Annotated in this window: 13 protein-coding genes; 5 read left to right on the top strand and 8 right to left on the bottom strand. The window is 35.4% G+C overall.

Annotated features, from left to right (window positions below):
* Window positions 1-25: 25 nt before the first annotated feature.
* On the bottom strand, window positions 26-823 hold the full coding sequence (locus tag EZ428_RS16810) for a DUF4249 family protein (RefSeq protein ID WP_131554349.1): 798 nt from the start codon (window positions 821-823) through the stop codon (window positions 26-28).
* Entirely contained in the window at window positions 814-3,645 is a 2,832-nt protein-coding gene (locus tag EZ428_RS16805; protein ID WP_131554348.1) for a TonB-dependent receptor, read from the bottom strand. The genes EZ428_RS16810 and EZ428_RS16805 overlap by 10 nt, the downstream gene beginning before the upstream one ends.
* A 212-nt stretch (window positions 3,646-3,857) precedes the next feature.
* Between EZ428_RS16805 and EZ428_RS16800 the strand changes: the two genes are divergently transcribed.
* Entirely contained in the window at window positions 3,858-4,364 is a 507-nt protein-coding gene (locus tag EZ428_RS16800) for a low affinity iron permease family protein (RefSeq protein WP_131554347.1), read from the top strand.
* Window positions 4,330-4,755, top strand: a complete 426-nt coding sequence (locus EZ428_RS16795) for a GNAT family N-acetyltransferase (protein ID WP_131554346.1) — start codon at window positions 4,330-4,332, stop codon at window positions 4,753-4,755. Before EZ428_RS16800 ends, EZ428_RS16795 begins: the two co-directional genes overlap by 35 nt.
* Window positions 4,756-4,847: 92 nt before the next feature.
* On the opposite strand, the gene EZ428_RS16790 is transcribed toward EZ428_RS16795, so the two are convergent.
* The 6 genes from EZ428_RS16790 to EZ428_RS16765 all read right to left on the bottom strand — a co-directional run bounded on the left by EZ428_RS16790 (window position 4,848) and on the right by EZ428_RS16765 (window position 13,383).
* Entirely contained in the window at window positions 4,848-5,711 is an 864-nt protein-coding gene (locus tag EZ428_RS16790; protein ID WP_131554345.1) for a hydroxymethylglutaryl-CoA lyase, read from the bottom strand.
* 38 nt (window positions 5,712-5,749) lie between these two features.
* A complete protein-coding gene (locus EZ428_RS16785; RefSeq protein ID WP_131554344.1) occupies window positions 5,750-7,102 on the bottom strand; it encodes an NAD(P)/FAD-dependent oxidoreductase in 1,353 nt (450 codons plus the stop codon).
* Window positions 7,103-7,503: 401 nt separating this feature from the next.
* Entirely contained in the window at window positions 7,504-10,473 is a 2,970-nt protein-coding gene (secDF, locus tag EZ428_RS16780; protein ID WP_131554343.1) for a protein translocase subunit SecDF, read from the bottom strand.
* A gap of 107 nt (window positions 10,474-10,580) precedes the next feature.
* Entirely contained in the window at window positions 10,581-11,069 is a 489-nt protein-coding gene (locus EZ428_RS16775) for a dihydrofolate reductase (RefSeq protein WP_131554342.1), read from the bottom strand.
* A gap of 73 nt (window positions 11,070-11,142) precedes the next feature.
* Window positions 11,143-11,937 carry a thymidylate synthase gene (locus tag EZ428_RS16770; protein ID WP_131554341.1) on the bottom strand — a complete coding sequence of 265 codons (795 nt, stop codon included), beginning with the start codon at window positions 11,935-11,937 and terminating at the stop codon, window positions 11,143-11,145.
* Window positions 11,938-12,072: 135 nt separating this feature from the next.
* Complete coding sequence (locus EZ428_RS16765; protein ID WP_131554340.1) at window positions 12,073-13,383, bottom strand: Gfo/Idh/MocA family protein; 1,311 nt, start codon at window positions 13,381-13,383, stop codon at window positions 12,073-12,075.
* 219 nt (window positions 13,384-13,602) lie between these two features.
* Between EZ428_RS16765 and EZ428_RS16760 the strand changes: the two genes are divergently transcribed.
* The 3 genes from EZ428_RS16760 to EZ428_RS16750 all read left to right on the top strand — a co-directional run bounded on the left by EZ428_RS16760 (window position 13,603) and on the right by EZ428_RS16750 (window position 15,524).
* Window positions 13,603-14,187 carry a DUF1287 domain-containing protein gene (locus EZ428_RS16760; protein ID WP_131554339.1) on the top strand — a complete coding sequence of 195 codons (585 nt, stop codon included), beginning with the start codon at window positions 13,603-13,605 and terminating at the stop codon, window positions 14,185-14,187.
* A 44-nt stretch (window positions 14,188-14,231) separates the two neighbouring features.
* Entirely contained in the window at window positions 14,232-15,035 is an 804-nt protein-coding gene (ispE, locus tag EZ428_RS16755) for a 4-(cytidine 5'-diphospho)-2-C-methyl-D-erythritol kinase (protein WP_131554338.1), read from the top strand.
* A 75-nt stretch (window positions 15,036-15,110) separates the two neighbouring features.
* Window positions 15,111-15,524: an OsmC family protein gene (locus tag EZ428_RS16750; RefSeq protein WP_131554337.1), complete on the top strand. Its 414-nt coding sequence runs from the start codon at window positions 15,111-15,113 to the stop codon at window positions 15,522-15,524.
* Window positions 15,525-15,553: the final 29 nt, after the last annotated feature.

Here is a 15,553-nt window from a genome sequence, read left to right as displayed (position 1 = left end):
AGTTATCGTGTTGCTTATTAATGTTTTACTGGTAAACAAACAAGTCTAAAGTATCTGCTCTAAGGCCGGTAAAAATACCTAAACCATTGGTCACATTTGTTGATGGATTTGTTAAATTAAGTGAATTTCCACTTATGTTTTTTAAGGCATCGTTATATTCTTTATTGATATGAAACAATAACACCTTATGATTACCCGCATAACTAAAATTCATGGCTTCTGTATTATAAGTAGAAACCTGACCAACCAAAACTTCGCTTTTTAACCTTGTGTTTCTGGAGATGGCAGTTGGGTAGGTCTCTATATTTTGAATTGATAACATGTAATAATCTGATATAGCATTTGCCCAGCTGTACATTACAGGTATAAAAGTTTTTGGTGTAGAACCAAATGTCATTGCTGGTACTTCTTGCTGCGTACTTGATGCCTTGAAATTTACGGGTTTAGTTGGTATGGTAGTCTGTGCGCTTATCGTTTTATCTAAATAGGTAAAACTTAATGCGTAACTTTTGTTATCCTTAATGAAATTTGGATCAGCGAAAGTATAAACACCAGATTTGGTTTCTGTTAATGAAACATTGCTTGTTCCATCAGAAACTTTGAGCGCCAATCCCGTAATCGGAAATCCATAAGAAATCGTATCCTCAAGGTATTTCTGATAGTATACCTTTACCTGCAAAGCTTGACCAGGTATTAAATAAGCTTCTACAACTGGTCGAGCATAATCTGCAGTTGCATCATCTTTTTGACAAGATGAAAAGCTGTAAACGATAACAATGAATATTAAAGTAAATAGGTATTTCAGGTTTTTATTTATTTCCATTTTAAGCTGAGTGTTATGTTGGGTGTAAGCCCTAAATAGTTTACGTTTGATGTGATCACTTGATTGTTAACAATTGAATATTGTTGATACCATATATTGCCTCGGTTATAGGCATTGAAGATGGAGAAGCCAATGCTACCTACTTTACGGCTATCAACTTTAATTAAATCGTACAGTGCAGAAATATCTAATCTATGATAGGAGGGAAGACGTTGACTATTTTTATCACTTATGGTTAAAAATGTCTTTGCGTTTCCACTATAGTCGTTAACGGTATAACTCGTTAAAGGTGCAGTATAAGGTTTACCTGTGGCGAAGATCCAAGTGGCAGAAAATGTCCATCTACCATAGTGATACAAGTTAACTGATTTTAATTCGTGTCTGGTATCTTGGCTAGCTGCAAATTCTCCTCCATAGGCTTCGAAATTGTTTTTTGCATCGGCAAGGGTATAACTTATCCACCCTGTGTATTTACCTTTTGTTTTTTGAATTAAAAACTCGATACCTTTTGTAAAACCAGAACCTGTATAAAAATGCTCTTCTAAAGAAATTCCAGTTCTCCTGTTTCCAATTTGCCTTTGCGAATATTCAGATAAGTTATTTAGCGTCTTGTAATATCCTTCAATATCAATTAAAAATTTATCAGCTTCATAGCTAAAACCTGCAACATAGTGGTATGCCGAACTTACAGGTATTGAGCTTCCATTTGCAAGTACCCAAAAATCTCTACTGCCTGATAAGATATCTTCTCTGATAACTCTATTAGTGAATTGAAAGAATTTACCAGTTGATGCTTTTAAGGTCAATTTATCATTTAAAGTATAAGTTCCTGATAAACGTGGCTCAAAATAAACCTTCCCAGTTTGGTCGTAAATGGTTGTTCTAATTCCTGGCTTAATTTGCAAGTTTTTGCCAGGGCTAAATTCAATTTCTCCATAAAGCCCACCAATATTTGCCTTGGTATGTTGGTCAATTAATTTGCTGGTGTCGTTTTGGCTATACTCGTAAGAAACATCTTGGTTTGAAGCATATACACCGAAAAGTGCTTTTATTTTATCTTTAGCTTGCCATTCCCAATCAGATTTCACACTAAAATCCCTCAGCCTGTTCTTTTCAAAAGTACCATTGCTCAACTCTGTTTCATTGCCCAGTGAGTCTGCAACAGTAACCTTATTGCTATTGTCCCTATCGCTATGGTAAGTAGAGAAACTGGCCAAAGTGTTTGAATAGACTTTGGGTGTCCAACGTCTAGACCATTTTAAGCTAGAGCCTAAATTGCCATAAGTAGTTTTATCGGTATTGGTAATTTCTCCTCCACTAGAAATAAATGAAGGCAGCTCTATGGTTTTACTATTATCTAAATTATCATTTCCTTGGTAAACGCTCCAAGAGAGCCTATTTTTTTGATCGGGAGCATAAGTGTATTTTGCATTTAAGTCGTAAAAAGCCGAAGCCGGTGTGCTTACCGTTTGACTAAAACCGCCTCTTCCGCCACCACCTGGAGGGCCACCCATGCCTCCACCTGGTCCGCCTCCAGGACCGCTGGTGGTAGAAATAGTGGTTGTGTTAAATTTATTGAAGATTTTATTATAAAGAGGACCTTCGTAAGATCTTCTGTAGGCTAAAAGCAAGGTAGATTTATCATTAATAGGTCTTTCTAAATAAAGATTAGCACTTAAAAGGCTGATATCTCCACCTATATTATATTCTTTACTATTCCCTTCCTTGCCTACAATATCCGTTACACTAGATAATCGTCCACCATATTTGCTAGAAAAACCACCTTTGTACATGGTTACATCTTTAACACTATTACTATTAAAAGCACTAAAAAAGCCATAAAGGTGATCTACTTGATAAACAGTAAAACCATCAAAAAGCACCAAATTTTGATCTGGTGTTCCACCTCTAACATAAGCTCCAGAAGAAGATTCATTGCTGCCACTAATACCCGGCATTAACTGGAAAGAACGTAAAATATCTCTTTCTCCAATATTTGGTAATTCATCAAGCTTTGCTGGAGAAATTTGCAACACACTTACTCTCCGCTTGTCTGTTGTCATGACGCTTTCTCCCTTTTTGCCTACAACAATTACTTCGTTTAGTGACTTTACCGAAATGAATAATCCAATTACAATTTCTTTTTTTATGTTCTCACTGTTGAGCTCATAAGTGTCTCTTCTGTAACCAACATAGTTGATTTCTAGCTTACAAGTGTCTGATGGGACGTGCAAAATGGTAAAGTAACCATCTGAATTGGTAGATGTGCTAATATTGGTATTTCTAACTTTAATGATTGCTGATGGCAATGATTCTCCAGTGTTTTGATCTATTACTTTTCCATTAATGGTAAATGGTTCAACCTTTTTTTGTGGTTTTACATCGTTAACTTCAGTGTTTACCTTTGTATTTAAGATTGGTAAGTTTTTCTTCTCTGATTTTACATACTGATTGGAATAGAACAAGGAAGAATCTCCAACCAATGCCATTTTTTTAAGCCGAGGTAAATCTTCAGGCATTTTAATGATATAGATTTCTTGATCAGACTCTACCCAATAATGAAGGTCGTTGCTTTTAAAGATTTTAGACAATACATTTTTAACAGGTTCTTCATGAAATTGATCAGTAATTTGAATATTCTTAATCATCTCATGGTCATAAATAAACCTAATTTTACTTTTTCTGGCGATGGTATCTAACATCGTTTCCATCGGTATAGTAAAAAAACCACTAATCACTGCATCAATTTTTAATGGTCGCTGGGCAAAAGCACTAAGGCTAAAGGCGCAGCTCATGCTAAATAATAATAAAATTCTCCTCATATGTGAAGGCGAATTTTAAAAAAGCGCTTGTTAACAAATGTTAATTGCGACAAATGAAGTATATGAGCCTATGAAACGGAGATTTTTATAGAAGATTTGATTGCTTTACAATAACTAGGTTTGGTTAAACTTTCTTGTTTATGATTTGTCATTAGTTATCTCATAATTCTAATTGATATATAGATTATATTTGATTACCTAAACATTTAGAAATGAAAAATAAAAAAGGTATTAGCCTCTTTGAAAGATTTGCTAATGCGGCGACTAAATTTACTGGCAGTTCTCCAGCATTTTTAATGGCCGCAGGTGTAGTTGTAATATGGGCAGCAATGGGGCCATTGTTTGATTATTCTGAGACCTGGCAATTGGTTATCAATACAGGGACAACAATTATTACCTTTTTGATGGTTTTTTTAATTCAGAAAGCGCAAAACAAAGATGGTAAAGCCATTCAGTTAAAGTTAAATGAATTAATTGCTGCGCAAGAACATACTAGCAATAGAATGGTTGATATTGAAGATTTAACCGAAGATGAGCTAGACCAACTCCATAAATATTACGTTAAATTAGCAGCATTAGCAAAAAGAGAAACGGATATTCATTGTTCGCATTCTATTGATGCAGCCGAAGAGTTAAATACAGAGAAATCTAAAAATATTAAACACTATAAAAAACCAAAAAAAGATGGACTCACTTCTCGTACAAAAAGCGCTCACTAAAGAAGAACTAGAAAAGGTTTTTTCCATTCGTAAAATTGTTTTTGTTGATGAACAAGGTTGCCCGCCAGAACTGGAATGGGAAAATGAAGATGTATCTCATCATTTTATAGCTTTATCAGATCATCAGCCTTGTGGGGCTTGCAGGTGGCGTAAAACGGATAAGGGTTATAAACTAGAACGCTTTGCAGTACTTAAGGAGTTTAGGGGGCAAGGAGTGGGAAGGGCACTAATTGCAACTGCTTTAGATGATTTACCTGCTGATGCAGACTATATTTACTTAAATTCTCAATTAGATGCCATGAGCTTATATGCCAAATTTGGTTTTGTAGCAGAGGGAGAACAATTTGAGGAAGCAGGTATCCAACATTTTAAAATGGTGAAGAAGGTTTAAGGGTTTTTAACATTAAGGAATTAAGAAGATTAGAGTTTTTAGTAATAACTCTTAATATTTCTTAATGGCACTTAATTTCTTAATGTTAAAAATTAATTCCCACTAAAAACTCTTGAAGATAAAACCATCGCTTCATTCCATTTTTCCATATTCAAATTTAAATTCTCACCCTTGCTTTGCAAAAAAGAAATCAAATCTTCGGTAGCCATATTTCCAGTTAAATCATCGCTAGCCATAGGGCAGCCGCCAAAACCCTTTAATGCACTATCAAAACGTTTACAACCAGCATTGTAAGCAGCTTCAATTTTTTCTAATCGTGTATAAGGTGTGCTATGCAAATGGATACCCATTTCTATTTGGTCGAATTTTTTTATCAACGCTGGAAGAATGAGTTCTATTTTCTCTGGAGTGGAAACTCCAGTCGTGTCGGCCAATGAAAGTATTTTAACGCCTCTTTTTACTAATTCATCAGCCCATTTTTCTATAATTTCCACATTCCATTCATCGCCATAAGGATTGCCAAAACCCATAGATAAATAGACGACAGCTGTTTTATTATTTTTATCACACAGGTTGAGCATCTCTTCAACCGTGTTTAAAGATTGATTTATGCTAGAATTAGTATTGCGTAGTTGAAACGTTTCTGAGATGGAGAAAGGAAATCCGAGATAAGTGATGGCTTTATGTTTAACGGCGTCTTCTACGCCTCTTAAATTAGCCACAATGGCAAGTAATTTTGATTTAGTGTTTGATAAATCTAATTTCCCTAGCACTTCTTCTGTGTCTCGCAACTGCGGAATAGCTTTTGGAGAAACAAAACTTCCAAAATCCATGGTGTGAAACCCAACTTGAAGCAATAAATTGATGTATTCAGCTTTTAGTTCAGTCGGAATAAAATCGTGCAAACCTTGCATCGCATCACGAGGGCATTCTACTAATTTTATTTTTTGAAACATATAGAAAATGGAAAAGGTAAAATGGAAAATGTTTCGAATTAAACTTTCGGACTTTCGGACTTTCCGACTTCCAGACTAATTACACTTTCCGACTTCTTTACTTCCGGACTATTTATAGCTTTCCATTTATCTCCTTTAAGAAAGGGTCTAATGATTAATCTTGTGCCTCTATCGTAGCTAAAATAACTCCAAACCCAATTTACAAAGACAATCAATTTATTTCTAAAACCTACTAGGGTCATTAAGTGAACAAACATCCAAGTAAACCAAGCGAATACACCTTGAAAACGAATTTTGCCAATGTCTACAACCGCCCTGTTTCTACCAACTGTTGCCATAGAACCTTTATCGAAGTATTTAAAATTTTCTGTGGGTTTACCGTTAATGATATTGATTAAGTTTTTGGCTAGTAGAGTTCCTTGTTGTATGGCGACAGGAGCAACACCTGGATGCCCATTTGGAGTTTCATCTGTTATCATCGCAGCCACATCGCCAATGGCATAAATATTCTGGTAACAGTCTACCTTGTTAATCATATCTACTTTCAAACGATTTCCTCTTACAGTACATTCTTGCTTTAAGCCATCTAAAACAACTCCTTTCACGCCAGCACTCCAAATTACAGTAGCAGAAGGAATAATTCTACCATCAAGTAGAGCAATGCTTTTACCATCATAACTTTTTACTCTTGCTTCTGTATAAACAGTTACGCCCATTTCCTCTAAAAACTCTTGAGATTTTCTTTGTGCCTGAGGAGACATTGGACCTAATAATTCTGGAGAACCTTCTATTAAATAGATGTTAACTTGGTTTATATCTATTTCAGAGTAATCGTTCTTTAAAACGTGTTTCTTTAACTCTGCCAATGCGCCAGCAGTTTCAACACCTGTTGGACCACCACCAACTACCACAAAATTTAATAATCCCGCTTTTTCTTGTGGGTCTTTTGCTATGAGAGATGCTTCGAGATTTTGCAAGATTAGACTACGCAAGTTTAATGCCTCTGGTATAGATTTCATCGGCATTGCATTTTGCTGAATCTCATCTTGTCCGAAAAAATTACTTGTAGAACCTGTTGATATTACTAAAAAATCATAGCTAATTTCTCCAATTGTGGTTATTAACTTATTCTCTTCTGGAATTATCTTTTGCACTTCTGTAACCCTAAAAGTTAGATTTTTTTGCCCTTTAAATATCTTTCTAATTGGAAATGCAATAGAGTCTGCTTCTAAACCACCAGTAGCAACTTGATATAATAAAGGTTGAAAGGTGTGGTAATTATGCTTGTCGAGAATAATTACCTCAACGTTTTCTTTTCTAAGTCTTTTTGCTAATTCAATGCCGCCAAAACCACCACCAACAATTACTATTTTTTGCTTTGCGTTTTCCATAGTAGATAAACTAATGAACCTATCATTTAGTTTAACAAATATACTAAGTTATTAAGCCAATAAATGTTAAACAAGTTTAAGAAAATGCTACGTTATTTAACACAGAGAGCACAGAGATTTCCATAGAGAACACAGAGTTATCTTTTACCGGACTAATTAATAACCGCAAAGACAAGAAGAGCGCAAAGAAAAGAGTAGTTTCATTGGTTTGAAACCATATATGGTAGTCAAGAGAATATAAGTCCTGTTTGTACCTTTGTGGTTTATCTTATGCTAAAGGAAAAATTAATCTTAGCGACCTTTGCTTCTTTGCTGTTAATTTAAAAACGCCGTAAACAAAAAGGGTCCCGAAATTCGAGACCCTTTTTTTATAACCTTATTCCCCTTTAGGGGTTAGGGGTTTAAGCTTTTTTCGCTTCGTTTTTAGATAAATCGATTACAATAGGAGTAGAGATACATAATGATGAATATGTACCGATGATACGACCAATTAATAAAGCAAATATAAATCCACGGATACTATCACCACCGAATATAAAGATGACCAATAACACGAAGAATACGGTTAATGATGTTAAAATAGTACGACTTAATGTACTGTTTAATGCGAAGTTGATTAAAGTATCTCTTTCTGCACCATAAACATCAGTTTTACCAGATTCACCTAGTTTCTCACGAATACGGTCAAACACAACTACTGTTTCTGTCATGGTATAACCCATTACCGTTAAAATAGCAGCGATAAAATCTTGTCCAATTTCTAATGGGAAAGGTAATACGCCATCTAATATAGTATAGAATGACAATACCAATAATACATCATGGAATAATGCAATAACTGCACCTAGACCATATTGCCATTTCTTGAAACGAACCAAGATATAGATAAACATTACGATACAAGAGAAAATGATTGCTCCGTATGCGCCATAAATAATGTCACTAGCAATAGTAGGAGTAACTTTTTGTTGACTTTCAATTGTGAATTTGGCCCCAGTTTCATTTAAACCTTTAACCAATGCATTTTCTACCAATTTATCAGCACCTTGATCCTGATCTTGGATATGGTAAGGGGTAGTGATTTTTAATGAATTGTCAGTACCAGCTGTTTTAACCAATGCTTCTTCACCTTCAAAATGAGGAACCAATTTGTGAGCAACTTCTTCAGTGCTCATTGGTTTGTCAAACTTCACGATGTAAGTTCTACCACCTTTAAAATCTACACCAAGATTTAATCCGCCATTTTTAACATAAAAACCTATACCAGCAATGATGATAACCGTAGAAATAATATAGTATAATTTTCTACGTCCAACAAAGTTGAAGGCGATATTTTTAAAGGCGTTTCTAGTAAATTGATTATCGAATGAGATATTTGCTTTTTTAGCGATTAAGCTTTCAAAAATTACACGAGAGATTAATACCGCTGCAAATAATGACGTTACAATACCAACCATTAAAGTTACCGCAAAACCACGTACTGGTCCTGTACCGAAGATAGCCAAAATGGCACCCAAGATGAATAGGGTAACGTTTGAGTCGATGATTGAAGACATTGCATGTTTAAAACCTTCTTTAATTGCAACTCCCGTACTCTTACCGTGGGCAAGCTCTTCCCTTACACGTTCAAATATCAAAATGTTCGCATCAACCGATAAACCAATTGTTAACACGATACCAGCAATACCAGGTAACGTAAGTACAGCGCCAAACGCTGCAAGAACACCCATGATAAAGAATAAGTTAATTAACAAGGCTAAGTTGGCAATCCAACCAGCTTTATTATAATATAAAGCCATAAAGGCTAAAATAACTACGAATGCAATTACAAATGAAGCCAAGCCGCTATCAATTGCTTGTTGACCTAATGAAGGACCAACCACGAAATCTGAAACGATTTTAGCAGGAGCAGGTAATTTACCAGCTTTTAAGATGTTAGCTAAATCTTTAGTATCATCTATCGTGAAACTTCCAGAGATAACCGAACTACCATTTGGAATTTCTCCGTTTACAGTAGGAGCAGTATAAACTGTGTTATCTAAAACGATAGCAATTGCTTTATCATCTGAGTGGTCATCAGGAATACCTGCTGCTTCTGCAGTGATTTTTTTCCATTTTGCAGCACCATCAGCAGTCATGTTCATAGAAACTTGGGGTTTGTTACCCTCACCGTAATCGCTACGAGCATTTGAGATGGCATCACCACCTAAAGCTGGTTTGCCATCCATTGATGTTACCTTGATTGCATATAAATCAAAACGCTTAGTTCCATCTTTAGGTTTAAGACCCCACATGAATTTCAATGTACCTGGAATAAGAGGCTTAATTTCTGGCTTAGCAAAATACGCCATTACTTTAGCAGTATCTTTTTGTAGCACTGTACCTACAACAGCACCAGGAGCCAATTGAATTTGGCCGTTTTGGTCTTTGTAAGCCTGGATCTCTAATAAAGTACCAATTAGCGGGCTTGCTTTAGCCGCATCAACATTTTTAGCAGTTGCTGAAGTGTCTTTTTTATTTAATTTACCAAGACCAGCTAATTTATTATCAGTTTTAGCAGTATCTGTTGCTTTAGCTACAGGGGCAACTGTAGCAGTATCTTTAAGACTAGCAGCAAGTGTTTTATTGATGTTATCTAAAATGCCATAAACTTCTGGATTTTGATAAACTTGCCAAAATTGTAATTCAGCAGAACCTTGTAATAATTTACGAACACGTTCTTTGTCTTGTACACCTGGCATCTCAATAAAGATTCTGTTAGAACCTTCTTGTTTTTGCATGTTAGGACTAACCATTCCAAAACCATCAATACGACTACGTAAGATGATGAATGAACGGTCAATTGCACTATTAGCTTCTTTAGAAAGGAAACTTTTTACGTCAGCATTGCTTGCGTTTGCTTTTAATTGAGCTGCATTATCTTGAGTTGAAAAGAAATCTGCTAACTTCCCATTAGGAACAAGTTTTTCGTATTCGCTAACAAATAGAGAAATGAAATCACTTCCACCAGCATTTAATTTTGCTTGTGCATTTCTTAATGCTTCGTTAAAGTTTGCGTCTGTAGTATTGTTTGCCAAAGATTTAGTTAGCTCAGCTAAAGAAATCTCCATGGTAACGTTCATGCCACCTTTTAAGTCAAGCCCAAGGTTAATCTCTTTACCTTTAACTTGCTGATAGGTTAAGCCAAATACTGGATAAACTGGCTGAGTAGCCATTGAATCTAAATATGCTTTTTCTTTGATTGTGTCGCCTTTGGCGTACGCTTTGGCGTCTTTTTCTACATTATATGTAACTAGATTAAACGAAAGAGAATACAGACAGACAATACCCAATAGTATTGCCATAAATTTAATAAAACCTTTACCTTGCATTTTTTGTTGTATAATTTTTTCTATTTGCTGTTTTTAAACAAGTCGGCAAATCTAACTATTTTTTTAAATAATAGTTACCTTATTGTAATTTTATTAAGGAAGTTTTCTTATTTGCGTTCTAACGTCGAAAAAGTGTAAGCTACGCTATTTTTTTCATCAGCTTCGTGATATTCTTGATAGGTTTCTAACCATTCACCTGCATTTATTTTTGGAAAAAAAACATCAGCTTCATATTCTTTATGAACCGTTGTTAAATAAATCCTATTGCTCAAAGAAATAGCGTTCTTATAAATTTCTGCTCCACCTATTATAAATACCTCATCTTCATTATTGCAAAGCGATATTGCTTTTTCTAAACTATTTACAACTTCAACGTTTTCGATTTGTAAATCTGATTTGCGAGTAATTACAATATTCCTCCTGTTAGGTAATGGTCTACCAATAGAATCATAGGTTTTGCGACCCATGATAATGGTATGACCTGAAGTGATTTCCTTAAAATGTTTAAGGTCTGCAGGTAAATGCCATAACAACTGATTGTCTTTGCCTATGGCATTGTTTTCTGAGATGGCTACGACGATGGATAATTTGTTCATTAGTTTTTTTCGTTGGTCGTTGGTCGTTTTTCGTTCGTTGTTAGACAAAAAACGATACACGAGCAACGAAAGACTACACTGCTACCGCTCCCTTAATATGTGGATGTGGGTCGTAGTTTTCTAAAGTAAAATCTTCAAACTTAAAATCGAAGATGTCTTTTACCGCTGGGTTGATGTACATTTTAGGCAAAGGCTTGGTGTCTCTACTTAACTGAAGATTTGCTTGTTCAATATGGTTGTTGTATAAATGAGCATCACCGAGTGTATGGATGAAATCTCCATATTCCAACCCGCAAACTTGTGCAACCATCATGGTTAGCAAAGCATAAGATGCAATATTAAAAGGTACGCCTAAAAATATATCTGCACTGCGTTGGTATAATTGGCAGCTTAATTTGCCATCTGCTACATAAAATTGAAAAAAGGCGTGACATGGTGGAAGTGCCATGTTCTCAACTTCTGCAACGTTCCAAGCAGAAACAATAATTCTTCTCGAATCTGGGTTGTTTTTAATGGTATTGATAATTTGAGTAATTTGGTCAATCTTTTCGCCATTTGGTTTTGGCCAAGAGCGCCATTGCGAACCATAAACAGGTCCTAAGTTTCCGTTTTCATCAGCCCACTCATCCCATATTTTAACACCATTATCCTTTAGGTATTTAATATTCGTATCACCGCTTAAAAACCAAATCAATTCATGTATAATAGATTTAAGGTGTAGCTTTTTCGTAGTTACCATCGGAAAACCTTCTTGAAGGTTAAAGCGCATTTGATATCCAAAAACACTAATTGTTCCCGTACCCGTTCTGTCGTGCTTTTGTGTGCCATTATCTAGCACATGTTGCATTAAATCTAAATATTGTTTCATACCATCTAATCCCGATAAATCGGGACTTTTAATTTTATTTCTTACAAAACTAGAAATTTAAATAATCTTAATCTTAATGCTTTTTCCACATTGTGTATTTTCCTAACGAAGAAACTGTTAAAAGGAAGTTACGAACTAAACGGTTGGCAATTTATAGCCATTATGGTAGGCGGCAGCAAGGTATTTATTGGCTTCGCTATCAGTAAATCTATTTTTTTCAGCATCCCAATATATTTTTTTACCTAGTCTATAAGCAATATTGCCCATTTGGCAAATTTTTGCAATATGAGAGCCTGCTTCAATAGGCGCTTTTAGGTCTTCGAACTTTCGAGATTGTATCACATCTAAGAAATTGCTGGTGTGTTTTTCTAAGCCATTGTCAACAGATTTTTGAAATTCTACACGTTCAATTTTGTCTTTTCCATCGGCTTTTTCAGGTATTACTTCCCAGCCTTGTCTATTTACGACTAATGTGCCGTTGTTACCTATAAAGGCAACGCCATGGTTTCTATTGTAAGGACCCCCATCAATTCCAGTTGCATGTTCCCACTGCAGATTAAAATCCTTAAACTGAAATATAGTAGTTAAAGTATCAGGTGTTTCAGAAGCATCATTAGGATTGGCGAATTTACCTCCAGAAGCAACAACGCTTATTGGAGTTTCAGCTTTCATACCTATTAAACCAAAATCAATCATATGTACCCCCCAATCTGTCATTAACCCTCCTGCATAATCCCAAAACCATCTAAATTCAAAATGGAAACGATTTTTGTTGAATGGTCTTTTAGTTGCAGGACCAAGCCAAGCAGCATAATCTACACCTTCTGGCACAGCTGAGTCAGCTACAATAGGTATCGCTTTCATCCATCCTTGGTATGCCCACGCCTTTACCAAGCGCACATTACCCAACTTGCCAGAGTGAACATAAGCCATGGCATCAGCAAAGTGCTTTTGGCTACGTTGCCATTGTCCAACTTGTACTGCTTTATTGTATTTTTTTTGAGCAGCCACCATGATGTTACACTCCTGAATGGAGTTGCCAGCAGGTTTTTCTACATAAACATCTTTGCCAGCTGCAAGAGCATCAACCATTATTTTACAATGCCAATGGTCTGGTGTTCCAATTACAATGGCATCAATATCTTTGTTTTCCAATATTGCTTTATAGTCGGAAGCTGTAGTTACACTTATATTTCTTTTGGCTAATTCAGCAGTTCTTTTATTCAAAACGTTCTTATCCACATCGCAAATTGCAACACACTGAGCTCTTGAATCCTTTAGCAAAGCATTTAAATTAGACCAGCCCATTCCGTTTACCCCGATAACGGCAAAACGAATTTTATCTGCAAGGGTAGCAGATGCTAGTAAATCTAAAGGCATTACCGATGCCAAGCCAGTGCTTGCTAATAAAATGGAGCTTGATTGGATGAAGTTTCTACGTTTCATTGTGTTCAGGTTAGGATTTATAATTGGTTCTTTAACAATAGCGGACACAATATAATAAATCATTCTATGTAAATAGCAAAAGCATTAAAAAATAAACGTTAAAGAAACGATTGTTTTTGTTTGTTGTACACATTAGCACTCTCGGAGGCCTAAACATTGTGCTAAACTTTTCTATGCCATAAAATTGAATTAGATTTGGAGCAACATAAGTAGATTTATATGTCCAGAAAACTACATTCATTTTTGGTTCTCTTTTTGGTAGCCTTTCAAGCTTTTGGGCAGTCTCAACAAGCACTAAAACTTTCTGATGCTGCAATTTCCTTAACAAGGCAAAAAGTTGTTTATGACCCTGCTTATTTTAAAATACCTTATCCGAATGGAGATGTGCCTGCCGGTAAAGGTGTTTGTACCGATGTGGTGATTAGGGCTTACAGAGCTTTGGGCACTGACTTGCAAAAGAATGTTCACGAAGATATGAAGCAGAATTTTAAGCTTTACCCAAAAGATTGGGGCAGGAAAAAGCCTGATGCAAACATAGACCATAGGCGAGTTTATAACTTAATGGTTTTCTTTAAGCGAAAAGGAACTGTAAAATCAATGACTAAAAATGTGGATGACTATAAACCAGGAGATATTGTGTGTTGGAATTTAAGTGGTAACATATCTCATATTGGTTTGGTGGTAAATAAAAAGTCTGCTGACGGAAAAAGATTCTTAATTGTTCATAACATAGGTGGTGGCCAAGTATTGGAAGATTGCCTTTTCTCCTTCAAAATCATTGGTCATTATCAATATAAGGTTTAGGAATAAAATCGTCAATCACCAATCTAAAATCGTAAATTAATAAGATGCTCGCTTTTGCAAATGCTAAAATAAATCTTGGACTGTTTTTGACAGAGAAGCGTGTTGATGGCTATCATAATCTTCAAACGGTTTTTTATCCTGTTAAGTTACATGATGTAGTAGAATTGATTGATTCTGAAAATACAACGTGTGTTATAAAGGGAATTGAAATACCAGGCAATCCTGATGATAACATTTGTGTGAAAGCCTTTAGGGCATTGCAGAATGAATTTGGTTTGCCTCACCAACAAATTATTTTGTTAAAAAATATTCCTGTTGGCGCTGGTTTAGGAGGTGGTTCTGCCGATGCTGCTTTTTTAATCAAATTAGTAAATGACAAGTTTGATTTAGGTTTGTCAATTGAAAAAATGCAAGACTACGCAAGGGTTTTAGGTGCGGATTGTGCTTTTTTTATTGAGAACAAACCAGCTTATGCCTTTGCCAAAGGCGATGAATTTGAAGATTTGGAAATCGATTTATCCAATCATTTTATGGTATTGGTTAAACCACCAATTCACGTTTCAACTGCCGAGGCTTACAGCAAAGTAAAAGTTAAAGAACCTACCACATCCCTAAAAGATTTAATACATTTGCCCTTAAGTGATTGGAAAGCCAATATTTTAAATGATTTTGAGGTTTCTGTTTTTGAAAAATATCCAGAAATTGACGAAATAAAAACAAAGCTTTATGCTGCAGGTGCTACATTTGCGCTAATGAGTGGAAGCGGTTCATCTGTTTACGCTATTTTTGAGAAGCCAGTTAGATTGCCAGAATTGGAAAAAGATAACTTGGTTTTTTACGGCATTTAAGCATAAAGGTAAAAGCTGAAAAATCAAAGCAGTATTTATCTAAATACTAATTACTAAATACTTTGTACTGAACAAATGGAAATAAATCTAATCCGCAAAAGCGGGAAATTTAATTTTGAAGCAAGCAACGAAGGCGGTTTTACTGTTGAGTTAGATGCAAATCCTGCAATTGGCGGAGAAGGAAAGGGTTTTAGGCCGATGGAAACCTTATTGATTGGTTTGGGTGGCTGCAGTGGGATTGATATGGTCAATATCCTTACCAAGCAAAAAGAAGACTTAGCAGATATCAAAATCAATATTAATGCTTCAAGAGTAAATGAAGAACCTGCAATTTTTGAAGAAATTAACATCCAGTTTAATCTTGCTGGAAATTTGAATGAACAAAAAGTAGAACGTGCCTTGGCTTTAACCTTTGATAAATACTGTTCGGTTGCAAATATCTTAGGTCGCTCTGCAAAAATTAACTTTACTTATACCATAAATAAATAGAGTTTCGCTATACGCAATACTCATTACGC

This window comes from Pedobacter frigiditerrae, assembly GCF_004331645.1.
GTDB classification, from domain to species: Bacteria; Bacteroidota; Bacteroidia; order Sphingobacteriales; family Sphingobacteriaceae; genus Pedobacter; species Pedobacter frigiditerrae.
The sequence above is the reverse complement of the archived record's forward strand: the minus strand, read 5'-3'. Positions and strand labels throughout refer to the sequence as shown.

Bases quoted from the DNA above. Each gene is read 5' to 3' on its own strand.
- EZ428_RS16775 (WP_131554342.1), bottom strand. From the start codon at position 11,069: ATGAACAAATTATCCATCGTCGTAGCCATCTCAGAAAACAATGCCATA.
- EZ428_RS16805 (WP_131554348.1), bottom strand. From the start codon at position 3,645: ATGAGGAGAATTTTATTATTATTTAGCATGAGCTGCGCCTTTAGCCTT.
- EZ428_RS16750 (WP_131554337.1), top strand. From the start codon at position 15,111: ATGGAAATAAATCTAATCCGCAAAAGCGGGAAATTTAATTTTGAAGCA.
- secDF (WP_131554343.1), bottom strand. From the start codon at position 10,473: ATGCAAGGTAAAGGTTTTATTAAATTTATGGCAATACTATTGGGTATT.
- EZ428_RS16800 (WP_131554347.1), top strand. From the start codon at position 3,858: ATGAAAAATAAAAAAGGTATTAGCCTCTTTGAAAGATTTGCTAATGCG.
- EZ428_RS16760 (WP_131554339.1), top strand. From the start codon at position 13,603: ATGTCCAGAAAACTACATTCATTTTTGGTTCTCTTTTTGGTAGCCTTT.
- EZ428_RS16785 (WP_131554344.1), bottom strand. From the start codon at position 7,102: ATGGAAAACGCAAAGCAAAAAATAGTAATTGTTGGTGGTGGTTTTGGC.
- EZ428_RS16790 (WP_131554345.1), bottom strand. From the start codon at position 5,711: ATGTTTCAAAAAATAAAATTAGTAGAATGCCCTCGTGATGCGATGCAA.
- EZ428_RS16765 (WP_131554340.1), bottom strand. From the start codon at position 13,383: ATGAAACGTAGAAACTTCATCCAATCAAGCTCCATTTTATTAGCAAGC.
- EZ428_RS16795 (WP_131554346.1), top strand. From the start codon at position 4,330: ATGGACTCACTTCTCGTACAAAAAGCGCTCACTAAAGAAGAACTAGAA.
- EZ428_RS16770 (WP_131554341.1), bottom strand. From the start codon at position 11,937: ATGAAACAATATTTAGATTTAATGCAACATGTGCTAGATAATGGCACA.
- ispE (WP_131554338.1), top strand. From the start codon at position 14,232: ATGCTCGCTTTTGCAAATGCTAAAATAAATCTTGGACTGTTTTTGACA.
- EZ428_RS16810 (WP_131554349.1), bottom strand. From the start codon at position 823: ATGGAAATAAATAAAAACCTGAAATACCTATTTACTTTAATATTCATT.